17 protein-coding genes are annotated in these 21,080 nt (G+C 52.6%); 11 read left to right on the forward strand and 6 right to left on the reverse strand.

The window, feature by feature from the left end:
* The first annotated feature begins 50 nt into the window (after positions 1–50).
* Genes qseG through glnB form a run of 3 tightly spaced genes read left to right on the forward strand, consistent with a single transcriptional unit; the run spans position 51 to position 2,487 of the window.
* A complete protein-coding gene (qseG, locus tag C4F37_RS21480) occupies positions 51–764 on the forward strand; it encodes a two-component system QseEF-associated lipoprotein QseG (protein WP_001215879.1) in 714 nt (237 codons plus the stop codon).
* Positions 754–2,088, forward strand: coding sequence for a two-component system response regulator GlrR (glrR, locus tag C4F37_RS21485; RefSeq protein ID WP_001539367.1), 1,335 nt, complete (start codon positions 754–756; stop codon positions 2,086–2,088). The genes qseG and glrR overlap by 11 nt, the downstream gene beginning before the upstream one ends.
* Before the next feature lie 60 nt (positions 2,089–2,148).
* Positions 2,149–2,487, forward strand: coding sequence for a nitrogen regulatory protein P-II (glnB, locus tag C4F37_RS21490; RefSeq protein ID WP_000717694.1), 339 nt, complete (start codon positions 2,149–2,151; stop codon positions 2,485–2,487).
* A gap of 44 nt (positions 2,488–2,531) precedes the next feature.
* Here glnB and hmpA read toward each other — a convergent pair whose 3' ends face one another.
* Complete coding sequence (gene hmpA, locus C4F37_RS21495; RefSeq protein ID WP_000883120.1) at positions 2,532–3,722, reverse strand: NO-inducible flavohemoprotein; 1,191 nt, start codon at positions 3,720–3,722, stop codon at positions 2,532–2,534.
* A 328-nt stretch (positions 3,723–4,050) separates the two neighbouring features.
* On the opposite strand from hmpA, the gene glyA reads away from it, so the two are divergent.
* A complete protein-coding gene (gene glyA / locus C4F37_RS21500) occupies positions 4,051–5,304 on the forward strand; it encodes a serine hydroxymethyltransferase (RefSeq protein ID WP_000919159.1) in 1,254 nt (417 codons plus the stop codon).
* A gap of 63 nt (positions 5,305–5,367) precedes the next feature.
* Here the strand turns inward: glyA and C4F37_RS21505 are convergent, their stop codons facing one another.
* Positions 5,368–6,561: an ROK family protein gene (locus tag C4F37_RS21505; protein WP_001467877.1), complete on the reverse strand. Its 1,194-nt coding sequence runs from the start codon at positions 6,559–6,561 to the stop codon at positions 5,368–5,370.
* A gap of 117 nt (positions 6,562–6,678) precedes the next feature.
* Here C4F37_RS21505 and C4F37_RS21510 point away from each other — a divergent pair, with 117 nt between their 5' ends.
* From C4F37_RS21510 to C4F37_RS21535, 6 genes are all read left to right on the forward strand, one after another.
* A complete protein-coding gene (locus C4F37_RS21510; protein WP_001774019.1) occupies positions 6,679–9,960 on the forward strand; it encodes a DUF5107 domain-containing protein in 3,282 nt (1,093 codons plus the stop codon).
* Positions 9,961–10,056: 96 nt separating this feature from the next.
* Positions 10,057–11,040: an ABC transporter substrate-binding protein gene (locus C4F37_RS21515; protein WP_001124926.1), complete on the forward strand. Its 984-nt coding sequence runs from the start codon at positions 10,057–10,059 to the stop codon at positions 11,038–11,040.
* Positions 11,041–11,062: 22 nt separating this feature from the next.
* On the forward strand, positions 11,063–12,574 hold the full coding sequence (locus tag C4F37_RS21520; RefSeq protein WP_000493464.1) for a sugar ABC transporter ATP-binding protein: 1,512 nt from the start codon (positions 11,063–11,065) through the stop codon (positions 12,572–12,574).
* 24 nt (positions 12,575–12,598) lie between these two features.
* On the forward strand, positions 12,599–13,597 hold the full coding sequence (locus C4F37_RS21525; protein WP_001276657.1) for an ABC transporter permease: 999 nt from the start codon (positions 12,599–12,601) through the stop codon (positions 13,595–13,597).
* A 32-nt stretch (positions 13,598–13,629) separates the two neighbouring features.
* Positions 13,630–14,724, forward strand: a complete 1,095-nt coding sequence (locus C4F37_RS21530) for a zinc-dependent alcohol dehydrogenase family protein (RefSeq protein WP_000700799.1) — start codon at positions 13,630–13,632, stop codon at positions 14,722–14,724.
* An 11-nt stretch (positions 14,725–14,735) separates the two neighbouring features.
* Positions 14,736–15,608 carry an aldose 1-epimerase gene (locus C4F37_RS21535; RefSeq protein WP_000158510.1) on the forward strand — a complete coding sequence of 291 codons (873 nt, stop codon included), beginning with the start codon at positions 14,736–14,738 and terminating at the stop codon, positions 15,606–15,608.
* 159 nt (positions 15,609–15,767) lie between these two features.
* Here C4F37_RS21535 and C4F37_RS21540 read toward each other — a convergent pair whose 3' ends face one another.
* Positions 15,768–16,190: a DoxX family protein gene (locus tag C4F37_RS21540; protein ID WP_001539358.1), complete on the reverse strand. Its 423-nt coding sequence runs from the start codon at positions 16,188–16,190 to the stop codon at positions 15,768–15,770.
* A 368-nt stretch (positions 16,191–16,558) separates the two neighbouring features.
* Between C4F37_RS21540 and C4F37_RS21545 the strand changes: the two genes are divergently transcribed.
* Positions 16,559–17,698, forward strand: coding sequence for a 3-phenylpropionate MFS transporter (locus C4F37_RS21545; RefSeq protein ID WP_000244186.1), 1,140 nt, complete (start codon positions 16,559–16,561; stop codon positions 17,696–17,698).
* Here the strand turns inward: C4F37_RS21545 and csiE are convergent.
* The 3 genes from csiE to suhB form a co-directional block, all read right to left on the reverse strand.
* Positions 17,690–18,970 (reverse strand): stationary phase inducible protein CsiE, encoded by a 1,281-nt coding sequence (csiE, locus tag C4F37_RS21550; RefSeq protein ID WP_001539357.1) that lies wholly within the window; start codon positions 18,968–18,970, stop codon positions 17,690–17,692. The genes C4F37_RS21545 and csiE overlap by 9 nt on opposite strands.
* A gap of 190 nt (positions 18,971–19,160) precedes the next feature.
* Positions 19,161–20,015 carry an alpha/beta hydrolase gene (locus C4F37_RS21555; protein WP_001539354.1) on the reverse strand — a complete coding sequence of 285 codons (855 nt, stop codon included), beginning with the start codon at positions 20,013–20,015 and terminating at the stop codon, positions 19,161–19,163.
* 144 nt (positions 20,016–20,159) lie between these two features.
* Positions 20,160–20,963 (reverse strand): inositol-1-monophosphatase, encoded by an 804-nt coding sequence (suhB, locus tag C4F37_RS21560; RefSeq protein ID WP_000553451.1) that lies wholly within the window; start codon positions 20,961–20,963, stop codon positions 20,160–20,162.
* Between the last annotated feature and the right edge of the window lie 117 nt (positions 20,964–21,080).

Here is a 21,080-nt window from a genome sequence, read left to right on the forward strand (position 1 = left end):
ACTGCCTGCAACAATTACGCCCACTGGGATAGGCTTTAAGTCTGGTGAATATGCGACACATTTTTCAACGATTATTGCCCCGACGGCTGTGGCTGGCAGGGCTGCCATGTCTGGCATTGCTGGGTTGCGTGCAGAGTCACAATAAGCCAGCCATTGATACGCCAGCAGAAGAAAAAATTCCGGTTTATCAACTGGCTGACTATCTTTCTACTGAATGTAGCGACATCTGGGCGCTGCAAGGTAAATCAACCGAAACCAATCCGCTTTACTGGCTGCGGGCGATGGATTGTGCTGATCGTTTAATGCCTGCGCAGTCGCGTCAGCAAGCCCGCCAATATGACGACGGCAACTGGCAAAATACCTTTAAACAAGGGATTTTGCTCGCCGACGCCAAAATTACGCCGTATGAGCGCCGCCAGCTGGTCGCGCGCATTGATGCGCTAAGTACCGAGATCCCGGCACAGGTTCGCCCACTGTATCAACTTTGGCGCGACGGTCAGGCGCTGCAACTGCAACTGGCGGAAGAGCGCCAACGCTACAGCAAACTCCAGCAGTCCAGCGACAGCGAGCTGGATACTTTGCGCCAGCAACATCACGTTCTACAACAGCAACTGGAACTCACTACCCGCAAGCTGGAAAACCTGACCGATATTGAACGCCAGCTCTCGACCCGCAAACCGGCTGGAAATTTCTCGCCGGATACGCCGCACGAGAGTGAAAAGCCCGCGCCATCCACCGATGAGGTCACTCCTGATGAGCCATAAACCTGCGCATTTATTACTGGTCGATGACGATCCGGGATTGCTGAAACTGCTTGGCCTGCGCCTGACCAGCGAAGGCTACAGTGTGGTCACGGCGGAAAGTGGTGCTGAAGGATTGCGGGTACTGAATCGCGAAAAAGTAGATTTAGTCATCAGCGACCTGCGGATGGATGAAATGGACGGTATGCAGCTGTTTGCTGAAATCCAGAAAGTGCAGCCGGGAATGCCAGTAATTATTCTTACCGCGCATGGTTCTATTCCTGATGCCGTTGCTGCAACACAGCAGGGCGTGTTCAGTTTTCTCACCAAGCCTGTCGATAAAGATGCGCTATATCAGGCAATTGACGATGCGCTGGAACAATCCGCGCCAGCCACCGACGAACGCTGGCGCGAGGCGATTGTCACCCGCAGCCCGCTGATGCTGCGTTTGCTGGAACAGGCGCGGCTGGTGGCACAATCAGACGTTAGCGTTTTGATTAACGGCCAGAGCGGCACCGGGAAAGAGATTTTCGCCCAGGCTATCCACAACGCCAGCCCGCGCAACAGCAAGCCATTTATTGCTATTAACTGTGGCGCATTACCCGAGCAATTGCTGGAGTCGGAGCTGTTTGGTCATGCACGTGGCGCGTTTACTGGCGCTGTCAGCAATCGCGAAGGTTTATTCCAGGCGGCGGAAGGCGGTACGCTATTTCTCGATGAGATTGGCGATATGCCCGCACCGTTGCAGGTCAAACTGCTGCGCGTGTTGCAGGAGCGTAAAGTGCGCCCGCTGGGCTGTAACCGCGATATTGATATCGACGTGCGGATTATTTCTGCGACCCACCGCGACCTGCCAAAAGCGATGACGCGCGGGGAATTCCGTGAAGACCTCTATTACCGCCTCAACGTTGTCAGCCTGAAAATTCCGGCCCTGGCGGAGCGCACAGAAGACATTCCGCTACTGGCAAATCACCTGTTGCGCCAGGCGGCAGAGCGACATAAACCGTTTGTCCGCGCGTTCTCCACCGATGCAATGAAACGCCTGATGACTGCGAGCTGGCCGGGCAACGTGCGCCAGTTGGTCAACGTGATTGAACAGTGCGTGGCGCTGACATCATCTCCGGTAATTAGTGATGCGCTGGTGGAGCAGGCGCTGGAGGGCGAAAACACGGCGCTGCCAACCTTTGTTGAGGCGCGTAATCAGTTTGAACTCAACTATTTGCGTAAGCTGCTGCAAATCACCAAAGGCAACGTCACCCACGCGGCGAGAATGGCGGGGCGCAACCGGACAGAATTTTATAAACTGCTTTCCCGACACGAACTGGATGCAAACGATTTCAAGGAATGAATTGGCGTTATGTGTTACGTTTAGCAGATCAAAAGACAGGCGACCTTTTCAAGGAATAGCATGAAAAAGATTGATGCGATTATTAAACCCTTCAAGCTGGACGATGTCCGCGAAGCACTGGCTGAAGTCGGTATTACCGGCATGACGGTCACTGAGGTGAAAGGTTTTGGCCGCCAGAAAGGCCATACCGAGCTGTACCGCGGTGCGGAGTATATGGTGGATTTTCTGCCGAAAGTGAAAATTGAGATTGTCGTACCGGACGACATTGTCGATACCTGTGTCGATACCATTATTCGCACGGCGCAAACTGGCAAAATCGGTGACGGTAAAATCTTCGTCTTCGACGTGGCACGGGTCATTCGCATCCGTACCGGTGAAGAGGACGACGCGGCAATTTAAAACGCGTCAAGGGTTGCCGGATGTGTCCATCCGGCAACATCAAATCACAGCACCTTATGCGGGCCAAAGCATTCGTAATGAATGTTTTCCTGTTTCACGCCCAGATCCACTAACTGTTTCGCGGCAAACTGCATGAAGCCAACCGGGCCGCAGAGATAGAACTGCATTGTCGGATCGCTGAACGCACCTTCCAGTTTGCTCAAATCCATCAGACCTTCGCTATCAAACTGACCTTTAGCGCGATCGGCTTCGCTCGGCTGACGATACCAGGTGTGTGCGGTAAAGCGTGGCAGTGATTGACCCAGTTCCTTAACTTCATCGGCAAAGGCGTGAACATCGCCATTTTCTGCCGCATGGAACCAGTTCACTTGTGCTGTGTGGCCTGCTTTTGCCAGCGTGTCGAGCATTGCCAGCATTGGCGTTTGACCGACACCGGCAGAGATTAACGTCACTGGTGTGTCATCTGCGACAGCCATAAAGAAATCACCTGCCGGAGCGACCAGTTTCACGACATCGCCAACATTGGCGTGATTGTGCAGCCAGTTGGATACCTGCCCACCCTCTTCGCGTTTCACCGCAATACGATAGCCTTTGCCATCCGGTTTGCGAGTCAAAGAGTACTGACGAATTTCCTGATGCGGGAAACCTTCCGGCTTCAGCCAGACGCCGAGATATTGCCCCGGACGGTATTCTGCCACTGCGCCACCGTCGACCGGCTCCAGTTCGAAGCTGGTGATAAGTGCGCTGCGTGGTGTTTTAGCCACAATGCGGAAATCGCGAGTACCTTCCCAACCACCGGCTTTGCTGGCGTTTTCGTTATAGATTTCCGCCTCGCGATTGATAAATACATTAGCCAGGACGCCATAGGCTTTACCCCACGCGTCCAGCACTTCCTGCCCCGGGCTGAACATTTCGTCCAGCGTTGCCAACAGGTGTTCACCGACGATGTTGTACTGTTCCGGTTTGATCTGGAAACTGGTGTGCTTCTGCGCGATTTTTTCTACCGCTGGCAGCAGCGCAGGCAGGTTTTCAATATTGCTGGCGTAGGCGGCAATAGCGTTAAACAGGGCTTCACGTTGATCGCCATTACGCTGGTTACTCATGTTAAAAATTTCTTTGAGTTCTGGGTTATGAGTAAACATACGGTCGTAGAAATGGGCGGTTAACTTTGGTCCCGTTTCCACCAGTAAAGGGATGGTGGCTTTTACTGTAGCGATGGTTTGAGCGTCAAGCATATGGTCTTCCTTTTTTTTGCATCTTAATTGATGTATCTCAAATGCATCTTATAAAAAATAGCCCTGCAATGTAAATGGTTCTTTGGTGTTTTTCAGAAAGAATGTGATGAAGTGAAAAATTTGCATCACAAACCTGAAAAGAAATCCGTTTCCGGTTGCAAGCTCTTTATTCTCCAAAGCCTTGCGTAGCCTGAAGGTAATCGTTTGCGTAAATTCCTTTGTCAAGACCTGTTATCGCACAATGATTCGGTTATACTGTTCGCCGTTGTCCAACAGGACCGCCTATAAAGGCCAAAAATTTTATTGTTAGCTGAGTCAGGAGATGCGGATGTTAAAGCGTGAAATGAACATTGCCGATTATGATGCCGAACTGTGGCAGGCTATGGAGCAGGAAAAAGTACGTCAGGAAGAGCACATCGAACTGATCGCCTCCGAAAACTACACCAGCCCGCGCGTAATGCAGGCGCAGGGTTCTCAGCTGACCAACAAATATGCTGAAGGTTATCCGGGCAAACGCTACTACGGCGGTTGCGAGTATGTTGATATCGTTGAACAACTGGCGATCGATCGTGCGAAAGAACTGTTCGGCGCTGACTACGCTAACGTCCAGCCGCACTCCGGCTCCCAGGCTAACTTTGCGGTCTACACCGCGTTGCTGGAACCAGGCGATACCGTTCTGGGTATGAATCTGGCGCATGGCGGTCACCTGACTCACGGTTCTCCGGTTAACTTCTCCGGTAAACTGTACAACATCGTTCCTTACGGTATCGATGCTACCGGTCATATCGACTACGCCGATCTGGAAAAACAAGCCAAAGAACACAAACCGAAAATGATTATCGGTGGCTTCTCTGCATATTCCGGCGTGGTGGACTGGGCGAAAATGCGTGAAATCGCTGACAGCATCGGTGCTTACCTGTTCGTTGATATGGCGCACGTTGCGGGCCTGGTTGCCGCTGGTGTCTACCCTAACCCGGTTCCTCATGCTCACGTTGTTACTACCACCACTCACAAAACCCTGGCGGGTCCGCGCGGCGGCCTGATCCTGGCGAAAGGTGGTAGCGAAGAGCTGTACAAAAAACTGAACTCTGCCGTTTTCCCTGGTGGTCAGGGCGGTCCGTTGATGCACGTAATCGCCGGTAAAGCGGTTGCTCTGAAAGAAGCAATGGAACCTGAGTTCAAAACTTACCAGCAGCAGGTCGCGAAAAACGCCAAAGCGATGGTAGAAGTGTTCCTCGAACGCGGCTACAAAGTGGTTTCTGGTGGTACTGATAACCACCTGTTCCTGGTTGATCTGGTTGATAAAAACCTGACCGGTAAAGAAGCAGACGCCGCTCTGGGCCGTGCTAACATCACCGTGAACAAAAACAGCGTACCGAACGATCCGAAGAGCCCGTTTGTGACTTCCGGTATTCGTGTAGGTACTCCGGCGATTACCCGTCGTGGCTTTAAAGAAGCCGAAGCGAAAGAACTGGCTGGCTGGATGTGTGACGTGCTGGACAGCATCAATGATGAAGCCGTTATCGAGCGCATCAAAGGTAAAGTTCTCGACATCTGCGCACGTTACCCGGTTTACGCGTAAGCGAAACGGTTAATCTGTTGAAAAAAGGCTTCCTTCGGGAAGCCTTTCTACGTTATCGCGCCATCAAATCTGCCGTAACTGCGCCTCAACATACAAATAGCCAATTCCCAGTACCTGTTGTGCACGGCTTAATTGCCCAAAGCCAATCTGTGTCGCTTTCACGCTCGGTCCTTCGTCGCGGTCGAACGGGTTAAATCCCGTCTGGCGAATAATGGTATTAAGCCAGTTCTCACCAAAGGCACAACTGCGACCGTACAACCAAATCTGATTAATATTGAGGATGTTGAGGAAGTTATACAGACTCAAACCAATGGCGTTGGCACTGTGGTCAACCCAACTGGTGATCCACGGTTCTCCACTCTGCCAGGCAGCGATTAACTGCGCGGTAGTCAATTTTTCAGGATCAAGCTGAGTATTAACCGGTTGTGATTTTAGCCATACCCGCGCCTGTTTTTTTAATGCGCTTAACGAGGCGACGGTTTCCAGGCAGCCATAACGCCCGCAGTCGCAGACGACGCCATCCGGATTAACGATGGTGTGACCAATCTGTCCGCTACCATACAAACTGCCGCGATAAATTTGCTCGTTAATCACGAACGACGAGCCAATGCCGTAATCAACGTTGATTACGCAGAAATCCCGTTCCTGCGAATTATTTTGCCATTTCTCCGCCAGCGCCAGCATCACGCAGTCATTATCGACCATTACCCGAATGCCCAGCTTCTCTTCCAGCAGGTACTTCACCTCAATCGGTGTTGCCCACGGCGCTTGCGGCATGGTTTGCGACACGCCGGTCACTGGATCAACCTGACCGTGGATTGCCAGAGCCAGATTGATGGTGCGGTCCGGCCACAATTTACGGTGGCGATGCCAGCATTTTTCGATTTCGGACAGCAGCGCCTGCGGCGTCGGTGCATCAATCTGTAAATACTCAAATTCGCCTTTCGGACTTAAACAGGCATTAGCGACCTGACACTCAATGCTGGTGGGCGTCACGTTCAGGCACAGCGTCCAGTCTCCTTCCGGCGCAATCAGCCATGTACCGCTACTATGCCCGCGCGTCTGGCTTTCATCGTCGATATTCACCACCCGTTTTTCGCTTTCCAGTTCCTGCAAAATATTACTGACCGCCGGAATCGAAATTTGCGCCAGCCGGGCCAGCGTTGATTTATTGGCGCGCTTTTGCCGGTACAGCAGTTCCAGAATCACGCATTTGTTATGGTGGCGAATCTGTTGATTGTTAATGCAGGCTCTCATCTTCACTAAACCTTGTTTAGTTAATTGCGTGATTATTCCGCGAAAACATTGCCAGATTGTTCAATACACTGCCACAAATCTTTTAATTCAGTATGTCTTGTTAATATTGAGGGCACCATGACTCCAGTAAAAGTGTGGCAAGAGCGCGTTGAGATCCCGACCTATGAAACCGGGCCGCAGGATATACATCCCATGTTCCTGGAAAATCGCGTTTATCAGGGATCGTCCGGCGCGGTTTATCCCTACGGCGTGACCGATACGCTGAGCGAGCAGAAAACCCTGAAATCCTGGCAGGCGGTGTGGCTGGAAAACGACTACATCAAAGTGATGATCCTGCCGGAACTGGGCGGTCGGGTGCATCGCGCGTGGGATAAAGTGAAACAGCGCGATTTTGTTTATCACAATGAAGTCATTAAACCGGCGCTGGTGGGACTGCTGGGGCCGTGGATCTCCGGCGGGATTGAGTTTAACTGGCCGCAACACCATCGCCCGACCACCTTTATGCCCGTTGATTTCACCCTCGAAGCCCATGACGACGGCGCACAGACGGTGTGGGTCGGCGAAACGGAGCCGATGCACGGTTTACAGGTGATGACAGGTTTCACCCTGCGCCCTGACCGGGCGGCGCTGGAAATCGCCAGTCGCGTCTATAACGGCAACGCCACGCCGCGTCATTTCTTGTGGTGGGCCAACCCGGCAGTGAAAGGGGGTGAAGGGCATCAGAGCGTTTTCCCACCGGATGTGACTGCGGTGTTTGATCACGGTAAACGGGCCGTCTCCGCTTTCCCCATCGCCACCGGCACTTACTACAAAGTGGACTACTCCGCCGGAGTGGACATTTCTCGCTATAAAAATGTGCCCGTTCCAACCTCATATATGGCTGAAAAATCACAGTACGATTTTGTTGGCGCGTGGTGTCACGATGAAGATGGTGGTTTGCTACACGTTGCCAACCACCATATTGCGCCAGGTAAAAAACAGTGGAGCTGGGGACACAGTGAATTTGGCCAGGCGTGGGATAAGAGCCTGACTGACAATAACGGCCCGTATATCGAACTGATGACCGGTATTTTTGCCGATAACCAGCCTGATTTTACCTGGCTTGATGCTTACGAGGAGAAGCGTTTCGAGCAGTATTTCCTGCCTTATCATTCTCTGGGCATGGTGCAAAATGCCTCCCGCGATGCGGTGATAAAACTCCAGCGTAGTGAGCGGGGGATTGAGTGGGGGCTGTATGCCATCTCTCCGTTGAACGGATACCGCCTGGCGATCCGCGAAATCGGCAAATGCAACGCGTTGCTCGATGATGCCGTGGCCCTGACACCAGCGACCGCCATCCAGGGCGTGTTGCACAGTATCAATCCTGAAAGGCTGACCATTGAGCTCTCCGATGCCGACGGCAATATTGTACTGAGTTATCATGAACATCAGTCGCAAGCGTTGCCGTTGCCGGACGTCGCCAAAGCGCCACTGGCAGCACAAGACATTACCAGTACAGATGAAGCCTGGTTTATCGGTCAACATCTGGAGCAATATCATCACGCGAGCCGTTCACCGTTCGATTACTACCTGCGCGGCGTGGCGCTGGATCCGCTGGATTATCGCTGTAACCTGGCGCTGGCGATGCTGGAATATAACCGTGCCGATTTCCCGCAAGCGGTGGCGTATGCCACTCAGGCGCTGAAACGCGCACATGCGCTGAACAAAAATCCGCAGTGCGGACAGGCGAGTTTGATTCGCGCCAGTGCTTACGAACGTCAGGGGCAATATCAACAAGCCGAAGAGGATTTCTGGCGTGCGGTCTGGAGCGGCAACAGTAAAGCAGGCGGCTATTATGGTCTGGCACGGCTGGCGGCGCGTAATGGTAACTTTGACGCTGGTCTGGATTTTTGCCAACAAAGTCTTCGCGCCTGCCCAACCAATCAGGAAGTGCTTTGCCTGCATAACCTGCTACTGGTGTTAAGTGGTCGTCAGGACAACGCGCGTTTGCAGCGCGAGAAACTGCTGCGTGATTATCCGCTGAACGCTACTCTGTGGTGGCTGAACTGGTTCGATGGTCGTAGCGAATCTGCCCTCGTACAGTGGCGAGGTCTTTGTCAGGGACGCGACGTTAACGCCCTGATGACCGCCGGGCAACTGATTAACTGGGGCATGCCCGCCCTGGCGGCAGATATGCTGAACGCACTGGACTGTCAGCGCACGCTACCGCTTTACCTGCAAGCCAGTTTGCTACCAAAAGCTGAACGCGGAGAACTGGTCGTAAAAGCTATTGATGCCTTCCCGCAGTTTGTCCGTTTCCCGAATACGCTGGAAGAAGTGGCGGCGCTGGAGAGTATCGAAGAGTGCTGGTTTGCCCGGCATTTACTGGCCTGCTTCTACTACAACAAGCGTAGCTACGGTAAAGCCATTGCCTTATGGCAGCGTTGCGTAGAGATGTCGCCGGAGTTTGCCGACGGCTGGCGCGGGTTGGCGATCCATGCGTGGAATAAGCAGCACGATTATGAGCTGGCCGCGCGTTATCTTGATAATGCTTATCAGCTTGCGCCGCAGGATGCACGTCTGCTTTTCGAACGGGATTTGCTGGATAAGTTAAGCGGTGTCACACCGGAGAAACGACTGGCGCGTCTGGAAAATAATCTGGAAATTGCGCTGAAACGCGACGACATGACCGCAGAACTGCTCAATTTGTGGCATCTCACTGGTCAGGCAGACAAAGCGGCGGACATTCTCGCCACGCGCAAATTCCACCCGTGGGAAGGTGGGGAAGGGAAGGTCACCAGCCAGTTTATCCTCAACCAGTTATTACGCGCCTGGCAGCATCTTGATGACAGAGAGCCGCAGCAGGCCAGCGAGCTGCTTCATGCCGCGCTGCATTATCCGGAGAATTTAAGCGAAGGCCGTTTACCGGGGCAAACTGACAACGACATCTGGTTCTGGCAGGCAGTATGCGCCAACGCGCAGGGCGATGAAACTGAAGCGACGTGTTGTTTACGTCTGGCGGCGACCGGCGATCGCACCATTAACATCCACAGTTATTACAACGATCAGCCGGTTGATTATCTCTTCTGGCAAGGAATGGCGCTGCGACTGCTGGGCGAACAACACACCGCACAGCAACTGTTTAGTGAAATGAAACAGTGGGCGAAAGAGATGGCGAAAACCAGTATCGAAGCGGATTTCTTTGCCGTCTCGCAGCCTGACTTGTTGTCGCTGTATAGCGATTTACAACAGCAGCATAAAGAAAAATGCCTGATGGTGGCGATGCTGGCGGCCGCGGGATTAGGGGAGGTTGCGCACTATGAATCTGCTCGCGCTGAATTGATGGCGATTAATCCAGCCTGGCCGAAAGCGGCATTATTCACCACCGTGATGCCTTTTATTTTTAGCTACGTTCACTAAACCCTATTAACTGTAATATTTGAGCGGCACGCGCTGCCGCTCACGCTCAAATAATTAAAATAAGCCGTTGTAAATAAAAACCCTACAGGAGGCACTATGCCTAAAAAAATGACAAGAACCCGTAATTTATTATTAATGGCTACACTATTGGGTAGCGCACTATTTGCCAGGGCTTCTGATAAAGAAATGACTATTGGCGCAATATACCTTGATACCCAGGGATATTACGCCGGAGTGCGTCAGGGCGTTCAGGATGCGGCAAAAGATTCTTCAGTACAGGTACAGTTAATTGAAACTAACGCTCAGGGCGATATTTCGAAAGAAAGTACCTTTGTTGATACCCTCGTGGCGCGTAATGTCGATGCCATTATTTTATCGGCAGTGTCTGAAAATGGCAGTAGCCGTACCGTTCGTCGCGCCAGTGAAGCGGGTATTCCGGTGATTTGCTACAACACCTGTATTAATCAAAAGGGTGTCGATAAATATGTCTCGGCATATCTGGTTGGTGACCCGCTGGAATTTGGTAAAAAACTGGGTAACGCAGCCGCCGATTATTTTATTGCCAACAAAATTGACCAGCCGAAAATTGCCGTCATCAATTGCGAAGCCTTTGAAGTTTGTGTGCAACGACGTAAAGGGTTTGAAGAAGTATTAAAAGCCCGCGTTCCCGGCGCGCAAATTGTCGCTAATCAGGAAGGGACTGTTTTAGATAAAGCGATTTCTGTCGGTGAAAAACTGATTATCTCCACGCCGGATCTCAACGCCATTATGGGGGAATCGGGCGGAGCGACACTCGGCGCGGTAAAAGCGGTACGTAATCAAAATCAGGCCGGAAAAATTGCTGTTTTCGGTTCTGATATGACCACTGAAATTGCTCAGGAGCTGGAAAACAACCAGGTGCTGAAAGCGGTAGTGGATATTTCCGGTAAGAAAATGGGCAATGCTGTTTTTACGCAAACATTGAAGGTTATCAATAAACAAGCCGACGGTGAAAAAGTGATTCAGGTGCCAATCGATCTCTATACCAAAACGGAAGACGGTAAACAGTGGCTGGCAACGCACGTTGATGGTCTGCCCTAATCGCTGATTCGCAGAGGTCCCTATGTTCACGGCAACAGAGGCAGTCCCGGTAGCAAAAGTGGTGGCAGGAAATAAGCGTTATCCCGGCGTCGTTGCGCTGGATAACGTTAACTTCACGCTCAATAAAGGCGAAGTTCGTGCGCTGTTAGGCAAAAACGGTGCGGGAAAATCGACCCTCATTCGAATGCTTACCGGTAGCGAACGTCCGGATAGCGGTGATATCTGGATTGGCGAGACGCGACTGGAAGGTGACGAAGCTACGCTGACTCGCCGTGCCGCTGAACTGGGGGTACGCGCGGTTTATCAGGAGTTAAGTCTGGTGGAAGGGCTGACAGTGGCGGAAAACCTCTGCCTCGGTCAGTGGCCCCGCCGCAACGGCATGATTGATTACCTGCAAATGGCGCAGGACGCCCAACGTTGCTTGCAGGCGTTGGGCGTTGACGTTAGTCCTGAACAACTTGTTTCAACACTAAGCCCGGCGCAAAAGCAGCTGGTGGAAATTGCGCGGGTGATGAAGGGCGAGCCGCGCGTGGTCATTCTTGATGAACCCACCAGCTCGCTTGCCAGTGCGGAGGTTGAACTGGTGATCAGCGCGGTGAAAAAGATGTCGGCACTGGGCGTGGCGGTGATTTATGTCAGCCACCGGATGGAAGAAATTCGCCGCATTGCCTCCTGTGCCACCGTTATGCGCGATGGTCAGGTGGCGGGCGATGTGATGCTCGAAAACACCTCCACGCATCATATTGTGTCGCTAATGCTCGGGCGCGATCACGTTGATATTGCGCCGGTTGCCCCTCAGGAAATTATGGATCAAGCCGTGCTGGAAGTCCGTGCGTTACGCCATAAGCCCAAGCTGGAGGATATCAGTTTTACACTACGTCGTGGCGAAGTGCTCGGCATTGCTGGTCTGCTGGGGGCAGGGCGCAGTGAATTGCTGAAGGCGATTGTTGGGCTGGAGACGTATGAACAGGGCGAAATTGTTATCAACGGCGAGAAAATCACGCGCCCCGATTACGGCGACATGCTGAAACGCGGCATTGGCTATACGCCAGAAAACCGCAAAGAAGCGGGGATCATTCCCTGGTTGGGCGTTGACGAAAATACAGTGCTGACCAATCGGCAAAAAATCAGCGCCAACGGTGTGCTGCAATGGTCCACCATCCGCCGCCTGACCGAAGAGGTGATGCAGCGGATGACGGTCAAGGCCGCCAGTAGCGAAACGCCCATCGGCACGCTTTCTGGTGGCAATCAGCAAAAAGTGGTGATCGGTCGTTGGGTCTATGCCGCCAGCCAGATTTTGTTGCTCGACGAGCCAACGCGTGGCGTCGATATCGAAGCCAAACAGCAGATTTACCGTATTGTCCGCGAGCTGGCTGCCGAAGGAAAAAGCGTGGTGTTTATCTCCAGTGAAGTGGAGGAGTTGCCGCTGGTGTGTGACCGCATCCTGTTATTACAGCACGGTACGTTCTCGCAGGAGTTTCACTCGCCGGTCAATGTGGATGAGCTGATGTCCGCCATTCTGTCTGTGCACTGATGAATTTTACCGAGGAACCTGAAGATGTCTGCTTCGTCATTACCATTGCCGCAGGGCAAGAGCGTCTCGCTCAAACAATTTGTCAGTCGCCATATTAATGAGATCGGTTTGCTGGTGGTGATTGCCATTCTTTATCTGGTCTTCTCCCTGAATGCGCCTGGCTTTATCTCATTGAATAACCAGATGAACGTGCTGCGCGATGCCGCCACCATTGGGATCGCCGCCTGGGCGATGACGCTGATTATTATCTCCGGTGAAATTGATGTCAGCGTTGGGCCGATGGTGGCTTTTGTTTCAGTGTGCCTGGCGTTTTTGCTGCAATTTGACGTTCCGCTGGCGATTGCTTGTCTGCTGGTGTTGCTGTTAGGTGCGCTGATGGGAACGCTCGCCGGGGTGCTGCGCGGCGTGTTTAACGTGCCAAGTTTTGTTGCCACGCTGGGTTTATGGAGCGCCCTGCGCGGAATGGGGCTGTTTATGACGAACGCCTTGCCAGTGCCAATTAACGAAAACGAAGTGCTGGACTGGCTGGGCGGACAATTTCTCGGGGTGCCGGTATCCGCGCTGATCATGATGGTGTTATTTGCGCTGTTTGTGTTCATTAGCCGCAAAACCGCCTTCGGGCGCTCGGTTTTTGCTGTTGGCGGTAATGCCACTGCAGCGCAGTTGTGCGGTATTAACGTTCGTCGGGTACGCATTCTTATTTTTACCCTTTCGGGATTATTAGCGGCGGTGACCGGCATTTTGTTGGCGGCGCGCCTCGGTTCCGGTAACGCAGGTGCCGCAAACGGTCTGGAGTTTGACGTCATCGCCGCGGTCGTTGTCGGCGGTACGGCGCTTTCCGGCGGTCGCGGCTCGTTGTTCGGTACGCTGCTTGGCGTACTGGTGATTACGCTAATCGGTAACGGTCTGGTGCTGCTCGGGATTAACTCCTTTTTCCAGCAGGTGGTGCGCGGCGTCATCATCGTGGTGGCGGTGCTGGCGAATATCTTGCTGACCCAGCGTAGCAGTAAAGCGAAACGCTAAACCTTAACGCCCCTGGCGCGGGTGCGGCAGGGATGAAAATTAATCGTATTGTTAATGAGGGATTTATGAAAACGATGCTGGCAGCTTATTTACCAGGAAATTCGACCGTCGATCTGCGGGAAGTTGCGGTGCCGACGCCGGGGATTAACCAGGTACTGATCAAAATGAAATCCTCCGGGATTTGCGGAAGCGATGTCCACTATATCTACCACCAGCACCGCGCTACGGCGGCGGCACCCGATAAACCGTTATACCAGGGATTTATCAACGGTCATGAACCGTGCGGGCAGATTGTGGCGATGGGGCAAGGCTGCCGCCATTTTAAAGAGGGCGACCGCGTGCTGGTGTATCACATTTCTGGCTGTGGTTTTTGCCCGAACTGCCGTCGCGGTTTTCCTATTTCTTGTACTGGCGAAGGAAAAGCGGCTTACGGCTGGCAGCGTGACGGCGGCCATGCTGAATACCTGCTGGTGGAAGAAAAAGATCTGATCCTCCTGCCGGATGCACTGAGTTACGAAGATGGTGCGTTTATCAGTTGCGGCGTTGGTACAGCGTATGAAGGGATTTTGCGCGGCGAAGTTTCCGGCAGTGATAACGTACTGGTGGTCGGTCTGGGGCCGGTCGGCATGATGGCGATGATGCTGGCGAAAGGTCGTGGTGCAAAAAGGATCATCGGCGTTGATATGCTGCCGGAACGTCTGGCGATGGCGAAACAGCTAGGGGTGATGGATCACGGCTATTTAGCGACCACCGAAGGTCTGCCGCAGATCATCGCTGAACTCACTCATGGCGGTGCGGATGTTGCGCTTGATTGTTCCGGTAATGCTGCGGGGCGCTTGCTGGCATTGCAATCTACCGCCGACTGGGGGCGAGTGGTTTACATTGGCGAAACCGGAAAAGTGGAATTTGAGGTCAGCGCTGACCTGATGCATCACCAACGCAGAATTATTGGCTCCTGGGTGACCAGCTTGTTCCATATGGAAAAATGCGCCCACGATTTGACTGACTGGAAACTGTGGCCGCGTAACGCTATTACCCATCGCTTCTCACTGGAGCAGGCGGGAGATGCTTACGCGCTAATGGCGAGCGGCAAATGCGGGAAAGTTGTGATTAATTTCCCGGATTAAGGAGTCTGCGGATGACCATCTATACCTTATCTCACGGGCCGCTAAAGCTGGACGTTTCTGATCAGGGCGGCGTAATCGAAGGCTTCTGGCGCGATACGACGCCGCTGCTACGTCCTGGTAAAAAAAGCGGTGTGGCAACCGATGCCTCTTGTTTTCCGCTGGTACCATTTGCAAACCGGGTGAGCGGCAACCGTTTTGTCTGGCAGGGGCGTGAGTATCAACTGCAACCGAATGTTGAGTGGGATGCGCACTATCTACACGGCGATGGCTGGTTGGGCGAGTGGCAATGTGTCTCGCGCAGCGATGATAGCTTGTGTCTGGTGTATGAACATCTCAGCGGTGTTTATCACTATCGGGTAAGCCAGGCATTTCATTTAACGGCGGATACGCTGACGGTGACGCTCGCTGTCACCAATCAAGGGGCAGAGACGCTGCCATTTGGTACCGGCTGGCATCCTTATTTTCCGTTGTCGCCGCAAACGCGGATTCAGGCACAGGCGAGCGGTTACTGGCTGGAGCGGGAGCAGTGGCTGGCGGGTGAGTTTTGCGAGCAGCTACCGCAGGAGCTGGATTTTAACCAGCTCGCGCCGTTGCCGCGCCAGTGGGTAAACAATGGTTTTGCCGGATGGAATGGTAAGGCCCGCATCGAGCAGCCGCAGGAGGGTTATGCCATCATCATGGAAACGACGCCACCTGCACCGTGTTATTTCATCTTTGTTTCAGACCCTGCGTTTGATAAAGGATATGCGTTTGATTTCTTCTGTCTGGAACCGATGAGCCATGCGCCGGATGACCATCATCGTCCGGAAGGTGGTGACCTCATTGCGCTTGCACCAGGGGAATCAACAATTTCAGAGATGTCGTTGCGGGTTGCGTTGCTGTAATTTATAAAATGCCGGATGCACAGGCCTACGGGGTAATTTCGATTTTGTAGCACTCGGTGCACGATGCCTGATGCGACGCTTGCTGCGTCTTATCAGGCCTACAATCGGTGTTGGAGCGGTAGGCCGGATAAGGCGTTTACGCCGCATCCGGCATCTTTCCTAACGGCGATCGAGAGAAATCGCCCCCGGCCCGGTAATTGCCAACAGCAGGAATGCGCCAGCGATACTGACATTCTTCCAGAAATTAATCATATTTGGCCCAACCGCATCGCCGGTCATATCCCAGTAATGGTGACCAATTACCGCTGTACCCAGCGTGTAGAAAATAAACAGCACCGCCAGCGGACGGGTGAAAAAGCCAAGCACGATTAATATCGCGGCGGGCACTTCCATAACTACCGCAATAATCGCTGCCAGCATCGGCATTGGTGCGCCCAGCGAGGCCATATACTGGACCGTACCGCCAAAGCCCATCATTTTGGGAAAACCAAAAATAATGAAAATTAAGACCACGGCGATACGGGCAATTAATAATAAAACGGGGCGGGAAGTGCCAAAATCAAAATAACGTAGTGAGTTCATAACCAATCCCTTTGCAAGATGATGTGATTTAAACGTAATACACACTCTGGTACCTCGCCACGCCCAGGCGTTGAGATATTCGTTTCTGGTATAACGGCATAACGCAGATGGCTGACAATGTGCTTATTGTTTCCTGCCGGATGCGACATGCACGCCTTATCCGTCTCACATGAGTTTGTCAGTTCAATAAATTGCGATTTTCACCTGTTTCATCGTTCTTTTTTACATGTTGTGTTGTGGGCCGCTCTTTTTTGTCATTTCCTGATATGCAGGATAACCGTCAGGAAGCAGGGTCGAATATTCTTATTTTTCAACTTGCACCAACATTCGATTAACCTCAGACTAACGCCTCCTGACGGGAGGGACTCATGGTTTTGCAATCCACGCGCTGGTTGGCGCTCGGCTATTTCACATACTTTTTTAGTTACGGCATTTTTCTACCTTTCTGGAGCGTCTGGCTTAAAGGGATTGGTTTAACGCCAGAAACCATCGGCCTGTTATTGGGGGCGGGTCTGGTTGCCCGTTTCCTCGGGAGTTTGCTCATCGCGCCCCGCGTCAGCGATCCTTCCCGCCTGATTTCCGCCTTGCGCGTGCTGGCACTGCTGACACTTCTCTTTGCTGTCGCCTTCTGGGCGGGGGCGCACGTAGCGTGGCTGATGCTGGTGATGATTGGCTTTAACCTCTTTTTCTCACCGCTGGTACCGTTGACCGATGCACTGGCGAATACGTGGCAAAAGCAGTTCCCGCTTGATTACGGCAAAGTGAGACTGTGGGGCTCGGTGGCGTTTGTCATTGGCTCGGCGCTGACGGGCAAACTGGTCAGTATGTTTGATTATCGGGTGATCCTCGCGCTGTTGACGTTGGGCGTGGCATCCATGCTGCTCGGCTTTCTCATCCGTCCGACGATTCAGCCACAAGGGGCAAGCCGCCAGCAGGAGAGCACCGGCTGGTCTGCGTGGTTGGCGTTGGTTCGCCAGAACTGGCGCTTTCTGGCCTGCGTTTGTTTATTGCAGGGGGCACATGCGGCCTATTACGGTTTTAGCGCCATTTACTGGCAGGCAGCTGGCTACTCGGCCTCGGCGGTGGGGTATTTGTGGTCGCTGGGCGTGGTGGCGGAAGTCATTATCTTTGCGCTGAGTAATAAACTTTTCCGCCGTTGTAGTGCACGCGATATGCTGTTGATCTCGGCGATTTGCGGCGTAGTGCGCTGGGGCATTATGGGAGCAACTACGGCGTTGCCGTGGTTGATAGTGGTGCAAATTCTGCATTGCGGTACCTTCACGGTCTGCCACCTGGCTGCCATGCGCTATATTGCTGCTCGCCAGGGTAGCGAAGTCATCCGTTTACAGGCGGTTTACTCTGCCGTCGCGATGGGCGGCAGTATCGCCATCATGACCGTTTTCGCCGGTTTCCTGTATCAATATCTCGGCCACGGCGTGTTCTGGGTGATGGCGCTGGTGGCGCTTCCGGCAATGTTTTTGCGCCCGAAAGTTGTTCCCTCATGCTGATTCGAGCATTTTGCGGATCTGCTCCTGTTGATGTGTTGTCAACGTCAGGTCCGTATAGATCAGCGGTGGTGAAAAGAGCGGTAACGGCATGGTATAAGGCGCAATAATCAGTGCCGCGCCGCGCGGAGCGCCTGTCTGCAAAAATGCCTTTACCGACATATGTTTAATGTTGAGCGGCAGTAACGTTAGTTCGCGTAGCTGCTGCTCAATCTGCGCTTCTCGCTCGCTATCATTCCCGGTCAATAGAATAATCTGTTTCTCATGCAGGTCGTTTTCCTGCATTAGCCAGGCACCAAAAATCACCGCGACCAGACCGCTTTCCTCATCAGAAAGATGGACGCCGTATTCACTTTCAAATCCAGCCAGCGCCGCGCGGGTGGTGCGCACCAGGCGTGGATACAGGCGGGCGAACTCTTCCGGCAGGGTGTTATCAATACCGATGGCAAACAAACTGCGATTTAACGCCTGGGCGAGGTGGGTATAAAGCTGATCGCATAACCCCTGTTCATCATAAAAACGAACATTTCCCAGCTCACGAAAGTGGTTTACCAGACGTTTGATAGACTTACGCAGTTGTCTGTCCCGCTGATGCGCATCCCGCAGTGGATCGGGAACCCGCAACATGGAAAAAAGTAATGCCATAAACAGTGGCTCATCAGGCGGTACAGGCTGGAGCGCCCGACGCTGCCAGTGGCGTCCAATTTCCTGCGCTACCTGAAATTCAAGGCAGGATTCCGCCCAGCGACGTTGGAGCGGATTAAACTGAGGCGTAATTCCAGCGTGGTGTTGCAGCAAACAATATTGCAGATACAGACACAGGAAATGAATATCGCGCGTTTCAAAACGTTTTTGCAGCCGTCGAGAGCAGAGATTCACTAACGCTTGTAGATTGGTATCGTCGTAAAAGTTACGCGCAATTCCGCGCCGCTTCAGTTCACTCTTCAGGGCGGGGGTGAATCGGCTGGTAATAAATGACGGACACAGACGGAAACCACGTCGTAGCCAGTGAAATAAACACAAACGTTGGTTAAGCACTGTACCTTCAACCCGGTAGCTGCCGTCATAACCAGTAGTCAGTGTGAGTTGATGATAGCGCAGGATCTCCCGTCCTGTTTCGCTGATATCAAGACTGGCAATATCATCATCCACACCATTAAGCTCGCTGAAAGTTGCCGTGTTGGCGGTCAACCCCGGCTGAAAGAGCGTCAGCAAGATCTGGCAGCGGCGCTGGGGAGCCGAAAGGACAGATGGTGGAGCAAGCGTAGGCATCATCTGTAGATCTCCCATAAGCATAATTGATAAGAATAGCTAAAGTTTGCTTAGGGAAATGGCGAAGGGAATGCTAATCATCAGAAATGTTGGCAAGCATCACAGAATTTTTCTCATTTTAAACTGTTCTGACCAGTGGATTAGCATGTCTTAAGGTGGTTTTGTGAATGATTATCGTGCTAGCGATCATGGGTTAGTTCTGCGGATTCAACGCGCTAAGAATAAAATCCACCATCTGTTCGCGATAAACATCGCCGTGACGATCGGAAAAAGCATCAATGTGTTCGCCATCCGGGATTAGGATCAACCGTTTTGGTTCTTTTGCCAGGCTATACAACTTTTCACTGTGCTGCCACGGGATAACGTGATCAGCTTTACCGTGAATGAGTAAAAGCGGGATCGGGCTGACGCTGGCGATGTAATTTTCGCCGCTGTAACTCTCATCAAGTAAGTAGCCACTGCCGGGGATCATCTGGTTGGCAATGGTCGCATAAGAGGCAAATGTGGAGTCGAGGATCACCGCACGTATGCCTTCACGATCATCCTGACCAATAACATCCAGAATATTCGCCCCGCCAATACTCTGCCCGAACAGCACCAGCCGTTGTGGGTTTACATCGCTGCGATGGCGCACCACATTGATGGCACTTTTCGTATCGTCCAGCAATCCGGCCTGGGACGGCGTGCCTTTTGATTTACCAAACCCGCGATAATCAAACATAAAAACGTTGAAATTACGCTCGGGTAACCAACTGACCAGCGGCCAGTGGGCGGACATATTTCCGGCATTGCCGTGAGCATGAATGATGGTTGCGATGGCGTTGTCAGCAGGGCCCGTCGAAGAAGGAATAAACCAGCCTTGCAGACGAGTACCGTCCTTAGCCGTAAATTCGACGGATTCCGCCGACCAGGGGTCGGGACCGTATATTTTATCGTCAGGATAATAGAAGAAGTTGATGGCGACGCGCGGCACTAAATAAACGCAGAAGGCAACAACAAAGAGAATAAACAGAATTTTGAGAACGCGTTTGTTCACTGGCAGCGCCATAATCTTTCCTTGCGACTTCTTTATCATCCATTAATCGGGGAAAGATGGTGGGAGAGTGACGAAAGAAAGTAAAGCGGTGAGGAAGTATTTCGGAATAGCGCCTGAAAGGCGAGGGCGGGTGAGTGATATCACCCGCCTGAGTCATTAACGCTTCAGAGCGTCGCTTAACTCGTCACGCATGTTCGCCAGCATGGCTTTAACAACGCGCGGGTTACCAGCAACGATGTTACCGGTCAGCATATAGTTATGACCACCGGTGAAGTCGCTGACGATGCCGCCTGCTTCACGAACCAGCAGCTCGCCTGCCGCGAAATCCCACGGGCGCAGACCGATTTCAAAGAAACCGTCAACACGACCCGCAGCGACGTAAGCCAGATCCAGCGCCGCAGAACCGGTACGACGGAAGTCTGCACATTCGTTGAACAGTTTGCCGACGATGTTGATGTAGGTAGTGGCGTACTGTTTTGCTTTGAACGGGAAGCCGGTCGCCAGAATAGTACCGTCGAGATCGCGAGCGGTGCTGCCGCGCAGACGGTAGCCGTTCAGCTGTGCGCCCTGACCGCGAGTGGCGGTGAACAGTTCGTTACGCATAGGATCGTATACCACAGCAACTTCGGTGCGGCCTTTGATACGAACGGCGATAGATACCGCGAAGTGCGGCAGACGTTTGATAAAGTTGGTAGTGCCATCCAGTGGATCGATAACCCATTGAACATCCTGATCAGTACCTTCAAGTTCACCGCTTTCTTCGGTGATGATGGTGTGCTGTGGGTAAGATTTACGAATCGTGTCGATAATCACCGCTTCGGCAGCTTTATCTACGTTGGTCACGAAATCGTTACTGCCTTTCTGGCTCGCTTCTACAGCGTCCGGGGTTTCATAGTTTTTGGCAATTAAATTACCCGCCTTGCGCGCTGCGCGCACGGCGATGTTCAGCATCGGATGCATCGGTCTCTCTCACTGGATGTTAAAGAACGGGAAAACGGCGCAGAGTATAGCAGCGAGATCGGCATCTGTCTTCGTTTTATGATAAGATGCGTGAATAATCTTTAGATGAAGAAAGAC

Source organism: Escherichia sp. R1, assembly GCF_003000935.1.
GTDB lineage: Bacteria > Pseudomonadota > Gammaproteobacteria > Enterobacterales > Enterobacteriaceae > Escherichia > Escherichia coli.